This is a genomic window from Gilliamella sp. B2911 (assembly GCF_026536965.1).
GTDB classification, from domain to species: domain Bacteria; phylum Pseudomonadota; class Gammaproteobacteria; order Enterobacterales; family Orbaceae; genus Gilliamella; species Gilliamella apicola_E.
The window spans coordinates 60,565-79,868 of record NZ_JAFNNA010000011.1; the positions used below are offsets into that span (position 1 = coordinate 60,565).

Consider the following 19,304-nt stretch of genomic DNA (forward strand, 5'->3'; position numbering starts at 1 on the left):
AAACATTTAGTCTGTAATTATACAGGACGAATACTCGATTCATCAATCTTGGCATCAAAATATTGACAAATCGTCTCAACTTTAGGATCTTGATGTATCGTTTGTTTAGCTTGTTCAAGCTTCTGCTGATATAAATCTTCACGTAATTCTAATGGCGTTTTTATATCTTTACTATCATCAATCACAACCTCTAAATTAAGTGTTTTTTGACGATAAGCTGACATCGCAGTTCGTAGCTTAATACAATTTGCCGACGACTTAGTTAAATGCTCAACAGCCGAACGCGTATGCAAAATTACACTATTATCATCGACTATTTCAGGATACGAATTAACTGCAATCTGTTTAATTAACGGTGCAATCTCCAATTTCTCAATTTCCGCACTCCAAGCATCTTTTTCTACCATCTCTTCAATCAATTTTTTTGTCATCTCTGGGGTTTTATCAACCTTAAGTGACTCCCTAACTGACTTCGCATCTATCACCGGCTCATTCTTAGACTCAAACAGTCCAGTCGATTGCCATTGATAATTTTCTGCTGTAATTTCCTCTTCGTCGTCCTCTACAACCTCATCCACCACTGCACTATTAACTTCAGTCTTAGTAGCCTGTTTAACACGGCTCGAGTTAACTAAATCGCTTGATGGTTGATTGGCACCAACCGGTTCAGACTTTTTTGAACTTTGTTCCTCCATTAACTGCATGCGCATCTCTAAAATATTTTTAGTGATAGACGAAGCATCATCTGGAAGCGATATAGAATGGGCTGGCATCGAATTATTAGCTTGATGCACAGGAGAAACATTATTATCAGCTAATGATGATTGTGAATGTGCCGTTGATTGAACTGATGACTTAGCTGCATCCTTCTTTAATGGAATCGGTGGCACAGAAGCTGATGTTGCTGATTCAACTATTGGCGGATTAGACTTTGGGACAGGTGCGTGTCCTACAGCTGAAGGATTAGTGGTTGAAACCGGTTGAGAAATCGAATCAACATCTTTTGGCATAAAGGCTAACGCGCGTAAAAAGCTCATCTCCACGCCCATTTTCTTGTCAGGTACAAGCGTGAGTTCTTTTCGACCCATCAATAAAATTTGATAAAACAATTGCACATCATTTGGTGAAATGTATTGAGCTAAAAAACGCAATTGCTCCTCACTATCGGCATAATCACCTAAGGCTGTAGGTACTACTTGTAATAAAGCAATTTGATGCAACAAAGAAATGCTTTCAGCTAATAAATTATCCCAATCCGCTCCTTGCATTGCCGCCAATTCAATTTGTTGCATTAACGCATTACCATCGCCTTGGTAAAGTGCATTAACTAACGCAAAAGGAATAGCCTTATCTAGTGTTCCAAGCATTGATGCAACTGATACGGCATCGACTTTACCATTACCTAGCGCAATAGCCTGATCGGTTAAACTTAACGCATCTCGCATACTTCCATTGGCTGCTTTGGCTAATAAATGAATAGCTTTTGGCTCACTTTCAATATGCTCTAATTGTAAAATGTGATTTAACTGATCACCAATTAAAGATGTATCAAGCACATTTAAATGCAAATGCAAACAGCGAGACAAAATAGTAATAGGTAATTTTTGAGGATCGGTTGTCGCTAACAAAAATTTAACATGTTCAGGTGGTTCTTCCAAAGTTTTTAATAATGCATTAAAACTGTTGCGAGACAACATATGCACTTCATCGATCAAGTAAACTTTAAAACGCCCTTTAGTTGGCAAGTATTGGATATTATCTAGAATTTCACGCGTATCTTCGACTTTAGTTCGTGATGCAGCATCAATTTCTAACAAATCAACAAAACGACCTTGCTCAATTTCACGACAATTATCACAAACACCACAAGGTGTTGCAGTGATACCACTTTCACAATTCAAGCCTTTAGCTAACAAACGAGCAATCGACGTCTTTCCTACACCTCGTGTACCAGAAAACAGATAAGCATGATGCACCCGGCCAAGAGAGAGGGCATTAGATAAAATTTTCAACACATGTTGTTGCCCTACTACCTCAGAAAACGACTTTGGTCGCCACTTACGTGCTAAAACTTGATAACTCATAATCACCATTACTTATTACGATTAAATTTTGCTAATCATATCATAAAGAGCCAAATTAGTCTTTAAGATGCCACTTTTCGAATTAATAATAGACCTTAATTAATTTATAAACAAATTAGATTATAAAAACGCAATTTTGAGTAAAACATATAACAATTTGTGTTATATCACAGGATTTTTTTGCTCAAAAACCCCGTTCCTCAACTTTTTTTTCAACGAATAAATTGATTTAAATTTTAACTTACAGCGTTATATATTTTTAATTACAAAGTCATTAATCTCATCCAAAAACAGATTGCCGTATTTCTCCAATTTAATTTTACCAACACCTGACACATTAATAAGTTGTGTCTTACTTTCAGGCATCGTTTGCACCATTTCAAGTAAGGTTGCATCACTAAATACAATATAAGGAGCGATATCTTCCATATCGGCAATCTCTTTACGTAATCGTCTAAGATTATTAAATAAAATTCGCTCTTCATAAGATAGAATAGTCGTTAAATTAATTGATCGAGCATAACGATTTAAACGACTCTTCTTAACAATTTCTAATCGTGGTTTTGCTAACTTTAACTGCACCTCACCTTTCAATATTGCCCGTGCGTTTTCAGTCAATTGCAAAGTATTAAAATTAGAAATATTTTGCCGCAAATAACCTAAAAAAATTAACTGCCTTATTACACTAAGCCAATAATCAGCGTTATGCTCTTTACCAATTCCATAAACTGAAAGCTTATCATGTCGATTATCTTTAATTTGTGAACGCCCCGAACCACGTAAAATATCCACTATGTATTGGGCACCATAACGCTGTTCAACCCGATAAACACAAGACAAAACTTTTTGCGCATCAATCAACGCATCATATTGCTTAGGTGGATAAAGACAAATATCACAGTTATTGCAGGGCTCAGTTCGATGTTCACCAAAATAATTTAACAACACAATACGACGACACGTCATACATTGCGCAAATGACTCCATCGCCTGAATCTTATGAAGCTCCACTTGCTTCTGATCGTTATCATACTTTTCAATGATTTGCTGCTTATACCAACTTAAATCATTACTTTTAAACAATAGCATCGCTTCTGCAGGAACACCATCACGCCCAGCACGACCTGTTTCTTGATAATAAGCCTCAATTGAACGCGGACAATCTGCATGAACAACAAACCGAACATTTGGCTTATTAATCCCCATTCCAAAAGCAACTGTTGCCACAATAATTTGTGTATTATCCTTTAAAAAACTCTCCTGAGCGCTTTGCCGTTCACTTGTAGACAATCCAGCATGATAAGCGATAGCCGAAAACCCTCTTGCCACAAGCCTTGTTGTCATGTCCTCAACTTTAGAACGGCTAGAACAATAAATAATCCCGCTATTCCCTTTTTGCATTTCAATAAACGACACAACTTGTTCAGTAAGATTAAACTTTTCTACCACGGTATAGCGAATATTCGGCCTATCAAAACTACGAACCACAAACAACGGATCAACTAAATTGAGCTGATTAAGAATATCCCTCTGTGTCATCTCATCGGCAGTGGCTGTAAGCGCGATAATTGGTACATCAGGAAAACGTTTTGATAACTGGTTTAATTGGCGATAATCAGGTCTAAAGTCATGTCCCCATTGTGAAATACAATGCGCCTCATCGATCGCAATTAAAGAAGGAGGATGCTGATCCAGTAACGCGCCAAAAGATGATACTGTCAACCGCTCGGGGGAAATATACAACAATTTAATTGAATGGTTTAGATACTGGTTGATAACATTTTGTTGTTCGATGCCTGATTGAGTTGCATTTAAAAATGCGGCAGGAATACCATTCACCAACAATTGATCGACCTGATCTTTCATTAACGAAATAAGTGGCGAAATGACTATAGCTGTGCCTGGTAATACGACCGCTGGAATTTGATAACAAAGCGACTTACCGCCACCGGTAGGGATAACGGCCAAAACATCACGCCCGTCAATCACTGATTCAATAATATCTTTTTGTTGATTCCTAAACGACTTATAACCAAAAATATTATGTAGAACATCTTCAATCTGATCTTTAAACGACATAACAACCTGAACCAGTAATAACTTAACGACGCTGTGGAGTATAGCTAATTTATCACCAACAAACCACCGAGAACATGCATTTACCTATAAACAATATAAAAAACAGAATCCATATCGAACTGTTAAATGAATTAGTGAAAATAAAAAGTACAAAAATGTGACAAATATCTGAATTTTCAATATTGGTTTTGCCTATTTTATCACCAATCTAGTTCAAAAGATTAAAAAAACAGCTATTTTTAATTATTTTACTTGAAACAAAACTATTTGCCCGCTAATATTTGCGTGTTTTCTAAATATACGCCCGTAGCTCAGTTGGTTAGAGCATCACCTTGACATGGTGGGGGTCAGTGGTTCGAGTCCACCCGGGCGTACCATCCTAAAGCCTTATACTAAAAGGCTTCATAAAGGTTCTGTTTCACATCATTTTTTTGCTGGGGTAAAACCGGGGTAAAACTCATACCATTTTTATCAAATTTTTGCGATCCACTTTTTCATAATTTCACATCATAGCTTCACACTTTAGAAGATTAATTTATTATGAATAAAATACAAAACGACTTTAGGCGCCTTGATTTTTAGTAAAACAATGAATAGCCCAACTTTAGTTCAGGCCCATTTTTATTTTAATTAAATATGCTTCCTAATTTATTTCATTGTTTTTGGCAACTACTATTATCCACATGAATGACTAAAGGCTCTCCATTATCAAAAGAATATACATAAGATGCCCCATTTGGGAATATATTTTTTAGACGTTGCAGTATTTTATTGTCAGACTTATCAATATCACAGTATTTATCTACTGCAAATACGCTTAAAAAGGCTTTTAATGTTTCATCATTAGCATCTTTTATTGAAAAATTTTTTATGGTTAATTTAAAGAACAATTCATTATTATTCTTATAAACATCTTGCAATACTGTGTATACATCTAAATCTTTAGGAGTCTGTTTTTTAAAGCCTTCTATAATTTTATCCTGCAATATATTCAAATAATCTTGAAGTTTTTTTCTATCAACTTTATGACTAAAAGGGTTTACTGTGTTAAATTCACAAAAAGGCTGGGTATTCTTACCGGTGGTGTTTAAGAAATTGATTTCTAATTTATTGTAAAAGTAATCTGGCATGTCATAGACAAGTTTTAGTCTGGAGTTTTCTATATTTTCTACTTTTAGTTTTTCGATATATCCATCCTCAACTAATAATTCGCCTAAGTATATAACTCCATCCTCTACTTTATATTGCTTAAAAAATTCGCCATCATATAATGCTTTTTGGGAATTATCATTACAAATATAAGTTTTATAACTAACTTTTCCATCATCATAAAATGTAACAATTTGTGCTCGTTGACCAATTTGATACATATTCCACTTCCCAATAATTTTTTGTTTAATTTCTTGATTTGATAAACTCTGTTTATCATTAGCAAAAACAAAAAACGGAATAATTAAATAAATTAACAGTATTTTTTTCATATCTATTTCCCTTAGAATAATTAATCCAAATATTAACAAAAATAATGAGGAAAAATACCCAAAAAATTTAATTTTTGATTACTTTTGTTCATTTTCAATTTATTGCAATCGATATCTCTCAATAAAGTATTTACGGGGAATAAAGTTAAATGCATCAAGCTTCATGCTGTCGATATAAAATTGATTGAGTAAGCAAGTCCCAGACTTATATATCGCAAAGTCTGAAGTTGTCATTAATGCAGTTAAGTCCAATTAAAACAACAGGCCTAATTAACTAAAGCCAAATATCAGTATAGTAAATTTACCACATAACTCCCTTACACCATCTCTCTGTTTTTGTAGGAGTAATTAACTCAAAGTTATTTCTGCGCATACATTGTTGAAAATGATACTTATTAAAATAATAGAAAAACTGAGAATCGGGACCGATTCCTTGATAATGATAACGTATGTTATTTTGGGGTATATAACGAGCACATGCTTTATGAAGTAAATCTGCATTAAGCGGTTTATTTTCGATATTTTCGCCTAAAAGCCGGAGAAAAATTTGGTCCGTTGTTCCTATCAAATTTTTAGGTCTTGATCTAAAATGGTCTTCAAGATAATTGTGCTGAATCGCAATTGCATTAGGTAAATTTTCCTGAGATATATGCCCACTTGAACACAACTCGGTAAAGATATTAACCATAATTACTCTTGTATTTTCTGTTTCTTGATTACATTTTTCAAGATCACTTTTTGAAGCTTTTGATTTATTCTTTACAACTGATCGCCAATATTCTTTATCATAATCTGGAAATTCACTGTCAGTATAGCCAAACAAACAGAAATCGCCTCTACTTGAACAGGAGTTCACGCTAATAACCATCAGCGTTAAAATAAAAATTCTTATTAATTTAGCCATTAATTATTTCCTAAATAATTCATATAAAATACATTTTATATTTATACATATATTTTCATTCATTACAATACTTTAACAGCAAAGGTTTAAGCTTTTTGTTTTTAGATAAATATTATCTATATATCAACAATCTTTTATCGTACAAGAGAAAGATTAAGAAAAGAGATGCAGAAGATGTTCAAAAAACCCCGCTCCTCAACTTTTTTAATTGAATAAATTACAAGATTAATAGGCAGGATTAAAGTAAAAAGGCGTCATAATGAATATAAGGGAATTTGACCCCAGCAGGAATCGAACCTGCAACTAGCCCTTAGGAGGGGCTCGTTATATCCATTTAACTATGAGGTCATCTCGGGCGGTTATTCTAATAAATTTATCAAGATATTACTATTTAAATAATGAAAAATTTTCTATTTTGAACAAACATGATACAATCTTAACATTCGTCAATTATGATTTATAACATTATGAAAAAAAGAATAATAGGTATGATGTTCTCGGTTTTAGCACTGACAAGTTGTGCCACTTATCAAGCTGAAACCAACAGTTATAGTGACCCATTATCGGGTTTTAACAAAACCATGTTTGATGTTAACTATTATGCCCTTGATCCTTATATTTTACGCCCTGCAGCTGTGGTATGGAAAGATTATGTACCAACACCTTTGCGTAAAGGGGTTGTTAATTTTTCGTCTAACCTTTCTGAACCAGCATCTGTGGTCAATAGCGCACTACAAGGTGAAGGCCGTGAATCTGGTAAACATTTAGCTCGATTCTTTATCAATACCGTTTTTGGTGTGGCGGGTATATTTGATGTTGCTGGAATGGCGGATCCTCAATTACAAAAAGGCTCTAAACGTAGCTTTGGTCAGACATTAGGTCACTATGATGTACCTTATGGTCCTTATGTTGTATTACCTTTCTATGGTTCTGCGACACTTCGTCAGGAAGGTGGTGACATCGTTGACACCTTATACCCACCACTTGTTTGGTTAGATTGGGAATGGGCACTAGTTCGAGGCGTTGTTGATGGCGTTGAAGCTCGTGCCGTAGCTATTGAGTATGAAGATCTGCTTAAAAATAGTGATGACCCTTATAACTTTATGCGTAATGCTTACTTCCAACGTAATGACTTTAATGCGTCAGGCGGTAAAGTTGATGAGAAAAAAGAGAAACAACGCCAAGAAAGCATCAACGGTATTATTAGCGATATCGACGCCCAATAGAATTTCCCTACATTAATAAAAAACGCCGGCTTGTTCGGCGTTTTTTATTTTTGCTGCATTTCAGGTAAGTGTTGCCAAAATCGTCTTGGCATATTTTGTCGTTGTAATTTTGGGTTAATTCTTTCTTTTATCGTTAGTGCATTACAATAACGGTACCACATGGTCTGAAAAACTTTTTCATCATCAGTTAAATAATCTTGGTTAATTTTGTTATTGACAATCAGATCATCGTTTAGCGATATTTTCTCCAATTTTTCTAAATCATAAAAATAGCCATACTGGCGTTTTTCATCATAAATTGCCCATTTTTGGTCGGCATAACGATCTTTAAAGAATCGTGTCGTTAATGGTAAGGCATTATAAATGGGACCAATAACCGCAAAATAGATCTTTTCATCACTAGTTGGATTTTTGATAGCATTAAATCGAACAAATTGTTGAATATGGTGTTTTTCTTTATTCACTTTTTTAGCGATATCATGAATGGCTAATACATCTGGATCGCCAAAATCAGTTTCAAATGAATAGTTAGATTTAAATACTTTGCAAATATAACGAAAAATGATTAAATCACTTTCAGGCAGCTCTGATAACCAAGTAAATAAGATCTGATTTAGTGCAATCTTGGATAACTTTTTTTGTAGCGCCGAGTATACCCTTTCATACTTGCTATTACGAAATTCAACATGGTGAGAATCAGATACCAAAAGCGGTACAACATCATCATCCGACAACAAGCATTCCGGCATTTTTTTAAGTTTAAACGCATCAAAAACCGCGCATAACAATCCTTCGAAAGATTTGTCATAATAAAAAGCTAGCATAACTTACCATCCCATCACAAGCTGCTGAGGAATAGGATCTTTTTTAGCTTCAAGTAATGGCGGATCTTGCAGGTTCAGTCGAATATATTCAGCAGATGACTCGAGCAATTTATAGGTACTCATTTCATGGCAAACAATAAAAAATTGCGCACGTTTAAGCACAACGCCTATACGTTTTAACGCTTCAATATTAAGTTTTCGATGTCGCCTAGCCATCACTATTAATTTTGCTGATTTAACACCAATGCCAGGAACTCGCAAAATTTTTCGATAACTATCACGATTGATATCTACCGGAAAAAAATGCGGATTACGAATTGCCCAAGATAACTTTGGATCGACAGTTAAATCAAGATCAGGATATTCATCATTAACAATCTCATCAACGCTAAAATCATAAAAACGAAGTAACCAATCAGCTTGGTATAAACGATTTTCGCGAACGCGTGGGACTTCTTGCAACACCGGCAATCGCTTGTCATAACTATTGACCGGAATAAACCCCGAATAGTAAACCCGCTTCATGCTTGGGCGTTTATAAAGTTTGGCGGTAAGTTGTAATATTTGATTATCGGTTTCATCTGTCGCCCCAATAATAACCTGGGTGCTCTGCCCTGCTGGTACAAATTTTGGAGTAGACTTAATTTTTTTGCGATCTTCAATATTTTCCATCAAATTTTGTTGGATATGACGCATTGGTTGATAGATCGTTTGATGATCTTTATCCGGTGCAAGTAATTTTAAATTACGTTCAGTAGGAATCTCTAGATTGACACTCATTCTATCTACTAATAAACCGGCTTCTTTGATAAGCTCATTACTTGCGCCAGGAATAGCTTTCATATGGATATAACCATTAAAATTGTATTCTTGACGTAGAATTTTGACTACCCGAATCATTTTTTCCATTGTGTGATCAGCACTACGCATAATGCCAGAACTTAAAAAAAGTCCTTCGATATAATTGCGACGGTAAAATTCAATGGTTAAATCGGCTAATTCTTTTGGAGTAAATCCAGCTCGTGGGATATCATTACTTTGGCGATTAATACAGTAAGCACAATCAAACATGCAGTAATTGGTTAGCATAATCTTTAATAATGAGACACATCGACCATCGGCGGTAAAAGAATGACAGATACCACAACGAGAGGCACTACCAATACCTTTATTTTTATTATTGCGAGAGGTACCGCTTGATGCGCACGAAATATCATATTTTGCTGATTCTGCCAATATCTCAAGCTTTGACATCATTTTGTCTTGAATCATAATTACCACCAATGACTGTATATATTTACAGTATTATAGCTATTTTACTTGCATGTGCAAGTAAATTATCAGATCAAAAATAGGAAATATTTGCTCAATAAAACTGCATATAAACTCTACTTTATTAAGAGACTATAAATAAAATGTAAAAAGCGGGAGTATTATTGATTACTTATTCCACTAACCCTATCTTATTTAAAAATTGTGAAATAAAATCAATCATAGGGTATTGTTCAGCTTACAAGTGTACGCTATAATCACACCAATTTTTCATACGAAGCTGGTTAACTTAGGAGTAAAGCATTAGATGAAACGTGTAGTAATCACAGGATTAGGTATTCTTTCAAGTATTGGGAATAATACCAAAGAAGTTTTAGAATCATTGAAAGTGGGCCGAAGTGGTATTACTTTCTCTCAAGAAATGAAAGATAGCGGAATGCGCAGTCATGTATGTGGTAATGTAAAATTAGATACAACTGGGCTTATTGATCGCAAAGTTGTCCGTTTTATGAACGATGCATCTATTTATGGTTATCTGGCTCTACAGCAAGCAATCGAAGATGCAAAATTAACCCCAGAACAAGTATCCAATCCTCGTACAGGTCTAATCGCTGGTTATGGTGGCTCAACCAAAACTCAATATAATGTCGTTGCCGGCATGAAAGAAAAAGGTTTAAGAGGTGTTGGTCCTTACGCAGTAACTAAATCAATGTCATCTGCAATATCTGCATGTTTAGCCACACCATTTAAAATTAAAGGTGTTAGCTACTCAATGACATCTGCTTGTGCAACATCAGTTCACTGTATTGGTCATGCAGCAGAACTTATCCAACTTGGCAAACAAGACATTGTATTTGCTGGTGGTGGAGAAGAACTTTGCTGGGAAATGTCATGTGAATTTGACGCAATGGGCGCATTATCAACCAAATACAACGACACCCCAGAAAAAGCATCACGCGCTTATGATAAAAACCGTGACGGTTTCGTTATCGCTGGCGGTGCTGGAATGGTAGTTGTTGAAGAACTTGAACACGCCCTTGCACGTGGTGCACATATCTATGGTGAACTAGTTGGTTACGGTGCAACATCTGATGGTTATGACATGGTTGCACCATCTGGTGAAGGTGCAATGCGTTGTATGCAACTTGCTATTCAAGATCTTGACGCACCAGTTGATTATATCAACACTCACGGAACTTCAACACCAGTTGGTGACGTTAAAGAATTATGGGCAATCAAACAAGTATTTGGAGATAACATTCCAGCTATCTCTTCGACTAAATCAATGACAGGTCACTCATTGAGTGCAACCGGTGCTCAAGAATTAATCTATTCATTACTTATGCTTGAACATGGTTTTATCACACCAAGTATCAACATCGACGAACTCGCTGATGAAGCAGTTGGAATGAACATTATTACCGAGCCAACTGAACGTGAATTAACAACAGTAATGTCAAATAGCTTTGGTTTTGGTGGCACTAACGCTTCAATTGTCATGAAAAAATATAAAGCTTAAGTCTGATAGTTAATGTTTAATAAAAAACCGCACTCATTAGTGCGGTTTTTTTATAGCTTAATCAATTAAGAAGACTAATTATAATACTTTACTTAAAAACAGCTGTGTTCTTTCATTTTGAGGATGATTAAAAATTTGCTCAGGTGAACCTTGTTCTTGAATGATGCCCTGATCGATAAAAATAACACGAGTTGACATCTCTCTAGCAAAACCCATCTCATGAGTGACAACCACCATGGTCATCCCTTCTTGAGCAAGTGCCTTCATCACGGCTAAAACTTCACCGACTAACTCAGGATCTAACGCCGAAGTAGGTTCATCAAAAAGCATAACTTTCGGGTCCATCATCAATGATCTAGCAATCGCGACACGTTGTTGTTGACCACCGGATAATTGATTTGGATAAGCATCAATCTTATCAATCAAACCAACCTTAACTAATAAACCTTCAGCCTTATTAATTGCATCATTTTTTGGCATCTTCTTGACATCCATTGGTGCCAAAATTAAATTTTCCAATACCGTCATATGTGGAAAAAGATTAAAACGCTGAAAAACCATGCCAACTGATTCACGGAGTTGATTGATATTGGTTTTAGCATCTGGCAATTTAAACCCATTAACTTCAATCTCGCCTGAAGTAATATCTTCTAATCCATTAATGCAACGTAAAAAGGTGCTTTTACCTGAGCCCGAAGGGCCAATAATAGAAATCACCTCTTTTTCCTGAATATCACAAGAAATACCTCGTAGCACATGAATATCGCCAAATTGTTTTTGTAGATTTTTAATGTGAATCACTTTTGCCTAACCTTTTTTCTAAATATTTTACTAATAATGAAAGCAAGAATGTCATTACCCAATACACAATAGAAATCACAATATAAGGTTCAGTATAAGACCCATATGCAGCTCCAGATGTTCTTGCAGCAAAAGCTAAATCAGCCAGACCGATCGCTGCACCGAGTGACGAATCTTTCAAAATAGCTATTGCATTATTACCCAAAGGTGGAAGCATACGTTTAAAAGCCTGTGGTAAAATTACTTTACGCATGGTACTACCATAGCTCATTCCAAGTGACCTTGCAGCTTCCATTTGTCCTTTATCGATTGATTCAATCCCTGCTCTAAAGATTTCGGAAATATAGGCACCGGCATTTAACGTAATTGCCGTAACACAGGAAATAAACGCCCCATACTCAGTACGCCAATAACGAGCGGTGGACATTGAAATAAGATTATCGGAAACCAATAATCCATCACGAGGGTTTAGAAAATATGGCATTAACACATAATGCACTACCATGATTTGAACAAATAGTGGTGTACCACGAAAAGCACTAACATAAATTTTAACAGGCCATTGTACACCATAGTGAAGCATCCATTTCCAAAAACCAAATTTAGCTGATGCGGTTCGCCCAATACCTAACGTCAATCCCCATAATGTCCCTAAAATGACACAAATAATAGTACATTGAACGGTTAATTTTGCCCCCTCAATAAAGAGGGGCGTATATTCTTCAATAATTTGCCAATTAAATGCCATGACTATTCCACTTTACTCTTTAGAATCTAATGGTAAAGATGGAACATTATTATCGAACCATTTTTTATAAATTGATGCATAAGTACCGTCTGCAACAATTTTTTTCAGGCCTTCATTGATGCTATTGCGTAATTCAGTATTACCTTTAGCAACGGCAATACCAAAATATTGAGATTCAAAACTATTATCATAAACTAAATTGAAATCTTTACCGGGATGCATTTTAATATAAAACTTAACCACACCAACATCAGCAACAGCTGCACTTATGCCTTCTTCATAAAGCTCTTGTAGCAATAATGGCGTATTATCAAAACGTTTGATTGCAGTGCTATTTTTACCGAGTACTTTAGAAACAACCACATCAGCCGTACTACCATTAACTACTCCAACAGTATGATTACTTAAATCAGCAATTGACTTAATTTCAGTTGTTTTTTGAGAAACAATAACTTGCTCAGCCGGAAAATACGGTAATGAAAAATCAACAGAGTTTTTACGCTTTTCAGTTATAGTAATACCTGAAATGATAATATCGCGCTCACCATTATCTAAAGTAGCAAAAATACCTTCCCATGGCGTGTTAATTAATTTGATTTTAAAATTTTGAGCTTCAGCAATCGCTTTAATAAGATCAATATCAAAGCCTTCTAACTGCTTATCACTATTTTCATACTCAAAAGGACGATATGTTCCCCCTGCTCCAACCACATAAGTCTGCTCACTGGCAAAACTAAATGAAGATGTGAATAATAAAAGAGAAGACAAAATTACAGAAAAAAAAGAATTACGCATACAGATTCCTATCTATAAATAAATATTCGAAACATAATAACTTTTAAGCAAAATATTTCAACAGAATATTTAACTTGATTGGTGATTAATTGGTGCTTTTATAGAAGCTAAAAACCCCGCTCCTCAACTTTTTTGCGTTTAAAAAATAAACTCATTAGAAATAGTGCTGATTAACTTTGTTCAGGTAAATTTAGGTATTTTTGTGATGATAATCATTTTAACTCATTGCTCACTATGAGTTAAAGATATAAAAATACCTTTATAAATTTTATGTTCTGTACTAATTAATGCTAATAACCGATTCTCGTTTGACTAAATAAGGTTTAAATAGAAATTCTCCAGGTTCAATTTTATCACCATTAAGCATTGCAACTAAACGATCAACCATCAAAGTTGCCATATCAACTAATGGTGCAGCTATAGATGTTAATGACGGGCTAAATAGGGTGTCTAAAAACATATTATCGATACCAATAACGGATATATCTTGTGGAATCTTAATTCCTAACCGAGTTAATTCTGAAATAATACCTATCGCCAACATATCATTAATAGCAACTATTCCATCAGGCAAAGTCTTTCTATTTTTTATAATTTTAGTCGCAATTAATTTACCTAAATCCGCTAATTCACTATCACCATATGCAAACTGGGCAGTACCTTCAATAATACGATTTTTAGTGCTTAAACCTGCATTTTTTAAACTATCTAAAAAGCCTAATACTTTGTTATTTCGGCTAGTAATATTTCCTTTGATTGTAGCAAAAACGATATTTTTGCAACCTTGTTGTAATAAAAAATCTGCTGCAAGCTTCCCTGCTTGAAAATTATCCATTGAAATACTATCAATGAGAATTTTTTTATGTTCCTCTTCTGAAGTTAAACCATCATAATTCACCATCACCATTCCTTTATTAATGGCACTAATGAAATGTTTTTTTTCAATGGACGAGGAAACCACAATGACACCTTTGACACCAAAAGAAAGAAGATCATTTAAAAATAATTTTTCTTGTTTATCCTGACGAGATGTATTAGCCAATAGGACTTGATAACCATATTTTTCTTTAGCTATTGATTCAATATTATTAACTAAAGCAGCAAAGTTAGGATTCATGATCGAGGGAACTAATATTCCTATCATCTTTACATGCCCTGTTTTTAACTGTTGAGCAAGCTTATTCGGATGGTATTTTAATTTTTTTATACTCTCTTCTATACGATTTAAAGTTTCTTTTCGCATTTGGTCTATTCGACCATTTAATACATTAGATACAGTACTAACTGAAACACCTGCATGTTTAGCCACATCGCGAATGTCAACCATACTAAATTCCTTAAAGATTCTTTTATACGATTTAATATAAAGCACACTATACAAAAAGTTTAGTAACAACTGAACTTATTTTAAAAAATCAGTATAAATAAAGATGGCAATTTAGTTAATCAAGTTGTATTCAAAAACAGCTTTTAATCAAAAGTTAATTTGCTAATTAAGTAAAATTTAATTAGCAAATTAATAGCGTTAATATCCCATTATGTTTGGTAACCACGTTGTAATAAATGGGAATAATGCAACAAGGATTATTCCAACTAATATCACTAGCTGATATTTAAGCATAGGTTTCATAACATCTTTCATTGTTACACCACAAATGGTACATGTGGCATAAAGCCCTAATCCAATAGGAGGAGAGAACAATCCAAAACCCATCGCAAAAACCATTACAATACCATAGTGTAAAGGATGAAATCCTAGTTGAATTGCAATTGGTACAAGGATAGGTGCAAATATGATTAATGCTGGAGCACCTTCTAATACTGAACCAAATATAATGAGGATTAAAATTGATAAGATTAAAAATAACCATGCCCCATGATTAGTGCCGATAGATACCAAAATATCTGCACATTTTTGAGGAATCATTTCAATAGTTAATGCATAAGATAAACTTGTGGCTGATGCAACAATAAATAATAACATACCTGACATGGCTGACATATCAATAAACAGTTTTATAGTTGCTTTTAACGTTAATTCTCTAAATGCAATACGACCAACTACAATGGCATAAACAACAGCAAAAGCAGAAATTTCCGTTGATGTAGCTATCCCTGCAACAACACCTCGACCAATCATGAGAATCATTAGTAATCCAACAGCAGCACCAAGAATTAGCTGTTTTTTAGGCATAAGAACAGGATAAGCATCTGATACATTTATTTTCTTTCCAAAAATATTTGCCGTAATTAATAAAATTATTAATAGACAGGCTGCTGGTACTATACCTGCAATAAAGAGAGCTCCAATGGAAATATTAGCAACAAAGCCCATAACAATTAAATTAACACAAGGAGGGATAGATTCAGCCATAACCGCTGAAGCAGCAAACACACCGGCTGCATCTTCGCGACTCTGTTTTGTTCTTTTTACGGCTGGCATTAATACTCCTCCGACAGCAGCAACATCTGCTAATTTTGAACCAGAAATGCCTGAAAAAAATGCCATTGATAACACGGTCGTCATATTCAAACCGCCTTTAAATCTCCCCATTCCTCTAACAATAAACTCTACTAAACGAGATGACATTCCATTGACTTCCATTGCTGCTCCAGCAAGCAAGAAAAATGGTATCGCTAATAATACGAAATGATCTACACCAGCAGAAACTTGTTGTGCAAAAAATACAAATGGTAAAGTTGGATTGCTTAAGAAAAATACCATTGAGGATAGCCCTAAGGTAAAAGCTATTGGAATACCAGCCATAATACCTAAGAAAAAACAAACAAACATGAATAAAGCCGGCAATGATTCAAATTCTGGAAATAACGAATAACATGTAAAACCAATAAAAAATAAACCTAAAACGCCTATACCACTTCTCAGTACTATTTTCTTTTCTGCTTGAAATACATGCTCTAATGTTGCAACAAACATAACAATAGCACCAATAAACACTGGTACATAAAATAATGCTAAAGGCATACCGGTTTCTGTTGTTTGCTCTAAAGATATATATACCAGATCATAACTTGATATAACTAACCCAATAGAAACAAAAACTAAAATCCACCGAGTGCTATGAACAATATATGCCCTCATAGAGCTAGGTAATAATCCTAAAAATAAATCTATTCCAATATGCCCTCCTCGCCCTGAGGAAGTTGCAACACCAAAAAAAACCAACGCTATCATTAATGCTCTAGCCACTTCTTCCGCCCACTCTAATGGTGAGTGGAAAACATAGCGAAAGATTACGGATGAAAATACAACAAGAACATTAATAAAGAGTGATAATCCCCCTAAAATCGCTGTTATTTTTGTTAAAAATCGACTTAAAGGGGATATCACTGGAACAATTAATTTTTGTGTACCAGTAATATCTGACATAACTTTCTCCTAACAACGCTCTAATCATTCAATCGATTGGATATATTCAACAATTTCCTTAGTTTGCGGATATTTTTTAACAAAATCCTCATGAACATGTTTTGTTTTTTCCTTGTAATATGCTCTATCGACGACCACAAAATTTACACCTAATAATTTAAGTTCATCGATTGCTTTTTGTTCTGAACTTGCAGATAAACTTCTTTCATAAATTGTTGCTTCCTTAGCAGCTGCAATAAAATCATCTTTAAGTTCAGTTGGAAGACGTTCAAAAGAATTTTTGTTCATAACCGCTACGATTGGATTGTAGATATGTTGACTTAAAATAGCGTTTTTAGTTTGTTCATAATATTTACTGGTTAAAACTGTAGGCGCATCGTGTTCAACTCCATCAATTACCCCCATTTGTAATCCAGAATAAACTTCACCACCTGGCATAGGAATTGGAACCGCCCCCATACTTTTTATAGTTTCGAGAAAGTTAGGCACTGGAAGTGCTCTTATTTTAAGGCTATTTAAATCTTCTGGTTGATTTACTATTTTTTTAGTATAAATATTTCGAGCACCTAGGCTATAACCAAATCCTAATACTTTGATATTTGCTTTACTCTGCATAATTGAAGCAAGTTTATTACCTGCATCACCATCTAGTGAACGACCTACATGATCCATATCATTGAATAAGTAGCCTGAATCGAGAATACCTATTTCTGGCACAATAGTTGACCAAATTGATGTACCTGAGATCATAATATCAATCGCACCAATTTTAACCTGTTGAGCGGCATCCGCTTCTTTTCCTAACATCGCATTAGGGAAATAACTAAATTTAACTTTATTTTTAACTCTTTTTTCTAAATTCTCTTTGAAACTTGCATACCATATATAATGGGCAGAATTATCGTTTTCAGGTAGTGAAGAATAAACTCTGACATTAACTTGAGGAGCCGCATAAGTTACTTGTGGCACAAACGTGAAAGCGGTGAAACACAATAAAGTGCAAGATAAAATTCTTGCTGATAGCTGTTTAAAATTATTCATATTAAAAACCTTTAGTTAGATTAATTCCAAAAAATTTTCATCCCGTACCAGCTATAACGTTTTACTGTAACGTTATAGTTAATATAATTTTAAATAGCCGAATTAGTAAACAAAATTTTTTAGGAAAATATTAAATGTGTGATTCAGATCATAATTAAAGGAAATAATTTAACTGTAACGTTTTAGAGAATTGTTTGTTTCAACCTAGCTTCTTCGAATAAATCTAATTTTCAGTCAAAATATAATTATTTTATTCTGTGATTTAAATCACATTCTCTAAAAAATTTGGCTATATAATTTAAAACTCATCCCGTTACCAGTAACAGTAAAATTTTATTTCAAAGCAAAAATCTAATAGGAGATAAAAATGGGTACGTTATCTGGTAAAAAAGTGTTTATTACAGGTGCAGAACAAGGTATTGGCAAAGCGACAGCAAAAGAATTAATTGAAGCTGGATGTGATGTTTACCTGCACTATTTTAGTGGTGAAGAAGGACCGAAGGAGTTAGTTGAGTTAGCCAATAAATTAGGACAAAGAGCCAATTATGGTTATGCAGATTTAACAAAAGAGGACGAAACTCACCAAAGTGTAAATGCTGCTGCAGAATTTTTAGGCGGAATTGATATTCTTATCAATAATGTGGGAGGAATTATTGCAAGAAAATGGTTAGGTGAAATTGACAAACAATTTTGGCAAACTGTAATCGATGTCAATATGACAACAATGTTAAATGTAACACAAAGTGCTTTGCCACATTTGAAGAAAGCTAAAGATGGCGCTAGTGTTGTTAATTTAGCTTCTCTAGCTGGTCGATCAGGTGGTCATGCTGGATCGCTAGTATATTCAATGACAAAAGGTGCTGTTTTAACATGGACTCGTTCATTAGCCGCTGAACTCGGCCAACACGGAATAAGAGTAAATGCTGTTGCGCCAGGTCTGATTCTTGGAACTCGTTTTCATAACCAACATACAACAAAAGAATCCGCAGAAGAAACTATAAAATCGATTCCTTTAGGGAGAGCAGGAAGTTCGGAAGATGTCGCTCGTGTTATTAAATTTTTAGCATCAGAATATGACGGTTTTATCTCGGGTGCGACAATCGATATCAACGGTGGAGTTTATAGAATGTAATTAGTTA

General features: G+C 34.6%; 15 protein-coding genes and 2 tRNA genes. 4 read left to right on the plus strand and 13 right to left on the minus strand.

Annotated features, from left to right (window positions below):
• Nucleotides 1–17 precede the first annotated feature (17 nt).
• On the minus strand, nucleotides 18–2,084 hold the full coding sequence (gene dnaX / locus J3U27_RS09450) for a DNA polymerase III subunit gamma/tau (protein WP_267377327.1): 2,067 nt from the start codon (nucleotides 2,082–2,084) through the stop codon (nucleotides 18–20).
• Nucleotides 2,085–2,333: 249 nt separating this feature from the next.
• Nucleotides 2,334–4,163: a DNA helicase RecQ gene (gene recQ, locus J3U27_RS09455; RefSeq protein ID WP_267377329.1), complete on the minus strand. Its 1,830-nt coding sequence runs from the start codon at nucleotides 4,161–4,163 to the stop codon at nucleotides 2,334–2,336.
• 300 nt (nucleotides 4,164–4,463) lie between these two features.
• Here recQ and J3U27_RS09460 point away from each other — a divergent pair.
• Nucleotides 4,464–4,540 (plus strand) — tRNA-Val (locus J3U27_RS09460).
• Nucleotides 4,541–4,816: 276 nt separating this feature from the next.
• Here the strand turns inward: J3U27_RS09460 and J3U27_RS09465 are convergent.
• The 3 genes from J3U27_RS09465 to J3U27_RS09475 form a co-directional block, all read right to left on the minus strand.
• The gene (locus tag J3U27_RS09465) at nucleotides 4,817–5,644 is read right to left on the minus strand and encodes a hypothetical protein (RefSeq protein ID WP_267377330.1); all 828 of its coding nucleotides are present in this window, start codon (nucleotides 5,642–5,644) and stop codon (nucleotides 4,817–4,819) included.
• A 301-nt stretch (nucleotides 5,645–5,945) separates the two neighbouring features.
• The gene (locus J3U27_RS09470; protein WP_267377331.1) at nucleotides 5,946–6,548 is read right to left on the minus strand and encodes a hypothetical protein; all 603 of its coding nucleotides are present in this window, start codon (nucleotides 6,546–6,548) and stop codon (nucleotides 5,946–5,948) included.
• A gap of 276 nt (nucleotides 6,549–6,824) precedes the next feature.
• A tRNA-Arg gene (locus tag J3U27_RS09475) sits at nucleotides 6,825–6,896 on the minus strand.
• A gap of 119 nt (nucleotides 6,897–7,015) precedes the next feature.
• Between J3U27_RS09475 and J3U27_RS09480 the strand changes: the two genes are divergently transcribed.
• Nucleotides 7,016–7,774, plus strand: coding sequence for an MlaA family lipoprotein (locus J3U27_RS09480; protein ID WP_267377332.1), 759 nt, complete (start codon nucleotides 7,016–7,018; stop codon nucleotides 7,772–7,774).
• A 44-nt stretch (nucleotides 7,775–7,818) separates the two neighbouring features.
• On the opposite strand, the gene J3U27_RS09485 is transcribed toward J3U27_RS09480, so the two are convergent.
• The gene (locus J3U27_RS09485) at nucleotides 7,819–8,598 is read right to left on the minus strand and encodes a TIGR03915 family putative DNA repair protein (RefSeq protein ID WP_267377333.1); all 780 of its coding nucleotides are present in this window, start codon (nucleotides 8,596–8,598) and stop codon (nucleotides 7,819–7,821) included.
• Nucleotides 8,599–8,601: 3 nt separating this feature from the next.
• The gene (locus tag J3U27_RS09490) at nucleotides 8,602–9,867 is read right to left on the minus strand and encodes a putative DNA modification/repair radical SAM protein (RefSeq protein WP_416379948.1); all 1,266 of its coding nucleotides are present in this window, start codon (nucleotides 9,865–9,867) and stop codon (nucleotides 8,602–8,604) included.
• A gap of 310 nt (nucleotides 9,868–10,177) precedes the next feature.
• Between J3U27_RS09490 and fabB the strand changes: the two genes are divergently transcribed.
• On the plus strand, nucleotides 10,178–11,389 hold the full coding sequence (fabB, locus tag J3U27_RS09495; RefSeq protein ID WP_065733982.1) for a beta-ketoacyl-ACP synthase I: 1,212 nt from the start codon (nucleotides 10,178–10,180) through the stop codon (nucleotides 11,387–11,389).
• A gap of 78 nt (nucleotides 11,390–11,467) precedes the next feature.
• Here fabB and J3U27_RS09500 read toward each other — a convergent pair whose 3' ends face one another.
• The 6 genes from J3U27_RS09500 to J3U27_RS09525 all read right to left on the minus strand — a co-directional run bounded on the left by J3U27_RS09500 (nucleotide 11,468) and on the right by J3U27_RS09525 (nucleotide 18,165).
• On the minus strand, nucleotides 11,468–12,190 hold the full coding sequence (locus J3U27_RS09500; protein ID WP_065562981.1) for an amino acid ABC transporter ATP-binding protein: 723 nt from the start codon (nucleotides 12,188–12,190) through the stop codon (nucleotides 11,468–11,470).
• Complete coding sequence (locus J3U27_RS09505) at nucleotides 12,177–12,938, minus strand: amino acid ABC transporter permease (RefSeq protein WP_267377334.1); 762 nt, start codon at nucleotides 12,936–12,938, stop codon at nucleotides 12,177–12,179. The genes J3U27_RS09500 and J3U27_RS09505 overlap by 14 nt, the downstream gene beginning before the upstream one ends.
• Before the next feature lie 12 nt (nucleotides 12,939–12,950).
• Nucleotides 12,951–13,733 (minus strand): basic amino acid ABC transporter substrate-binding protein, encoded by a 783-nt coding sequence (locus J3U27_RS09510; RefSeq protein ID WP_065733980.1) that lies wholly within the window; start codon nucleotides 13,731–13,733, stop codon nucleotides 12,951–12,953.
• A gap of 280 nt (nucleotides 13,734–14,013) precedes the next feature.
• A complete protein-coding gene (locus J3U27_RS09515) occupies nucleotides 14,014–15,060 on the minus strand; it encodes a LacI family DNA-binding transcriptional regulator (RefSeq protein ID WP_267330738.1) in 1,047 nt (348 codons plus the stop codon).
• Between the two features lie 198 nt (nucleotides 15,061–15,258).
• Entirely contained in the window at nucleotides 15,259–17,124 is a 1,866-nt protein-coding gene (locus tag J3U27_RS09520; RefSeq protein ID WP_267377335.1) for a TRAP transporter large permease subunit, read from the minus strand.
• Nucleotides 17,125–17,148: 24 nt separating this feature from the next.
• Nucleotides 17,149–18,165: a TRAP transporter substrate-binding protein gene (locus J3U27_RS09525; RefSeq protein ID WP_267377336.1), complete on the minus strand. Its 1,017-nt coding sequence runs from the start codon at nucleotides 18,163–18,165 to the stop codon at nucleotides 17,149–17,151.
• A 367-nt stretch (nucleotides 18,166–18,532) separates the two neighbouring features.
• Here J3U27_RS09525 and J3U27_RS09530 point away from each other — a divergent pair, with 367 nt between their 5' ends.
• The gene (locus tag J3U27_RS09530) at nucleotides 18,533–19,297 is read left to right on the plus strand and encodes an SDR family NAD(P)-dependent oxidoreductase (protein WP_267377337.1); all 765 of its coding nucleotides are present in this window, start codon (nucleotides 18,533–18,535) and stop codon (nucleotides 19,295–19,297) included.
• The last annotated feature ends 7 nt before the right edge of the window (nucleotides 19,298–19,304 follow it).

What these genes read in the sequence shown, in the direction of transcription:
- dnaX (WP_267377327.1), bottom strand. Translation starts at nt 2,084, where the DNA reads ATGAGTTATCAAGTTTTAGCACGTAAGTGGCGACCAAAGTCGTTTTCT.
- recQ (WP_267377329.1), bottom strand. Translation starts at nt 4,163, where the DNA reads ATGTCGTTTAAAGATCAGATTGAAGATGTTCTACATAATATTTTTGGT.
- J3U27_RS09465 (WP_267377330.1), bottom strand. Translation starts at nt 5,644, where the DNA reads ATGAAAAAAATACTGTTAATTTATTTAATTATTCCGTTTTTTGTTTTT.
- J3U27_RS09470 (WP_267377331.1), bottom strand. Translation starts at nt 6,548, where the DNA reads ATGGCTAAATTAATAAGAATTTTTATTTTAACGCTGATGGTTATTAGC.
- J3U27_RS09480 (WP_267377332.1), top strand. Translation starts at nt 7,016, where the DNA reads ATGAAAAAAAGAATAATAGGTATGATGTTCTCGGTTTTAGCACTGACA.
- J3U27_RS09485 (WP_267377333.1), bottom strand. Translation starts at nt 8,598, where the DNA reads ATGCTAGCTTTTTATTATGACAAATCTTTCGAAGGATTGTTATGCGCG.
- fabB (WP_065733982.1), top strand. Translation starts at nt 10,178, where the DNA reads ATGAAACGTGTAGTAATCACAGGATTAGGTATTCTTTCAAGTATTGGG.
- J3U27_RS09505 (WP_267377334.1), bottom strand. Translation starts at nt 12,938, where the DNA reads ATGGCATTTAATTGGCAAATTATTGAAGAATATACGCCCCTCTTTATT.
- J3U27_RS09510 (WP_065733980.1), bottom strand. Translation starts at nt 13,733, where the DNA reads ATGCGTAATTCTTTTTTTTCTGTAATTTTGTCTTCTCTTTTATTATTC.
- J3U27_RS09515 (WP_267330738.1), bottom strand. Translation starts at nt 15,060, where the DNA reads ATGGTTGACATTCGCGATGTGGCTAAACATGCAGGTGTTTCAGTTAGT.
- J3U27_RS09520 (WP_267377335.1), bottom strand. Translation starts at nt 17,124, where the DNA reads ATGTCAGATATTACTGGTACACAAAAATTAATTGTTCCAGTGATATCC.
- J3U27_RS09525 (WP_267377336.1), bottom strand. Translation starts at nt 18,165, where the DNA reads ATGAATAATTTTAAACAGCTATCAGCAAGAATTTTATCTTGCACTTTA.
- J3U27_RS09530 (WP_267377337.1), top strand. Translation starts at nt 18,533, where the DNA reads ATGGGTACGTTATCTGGTAAAAAAGTGTTTATTACAGGTGCAGAACAA.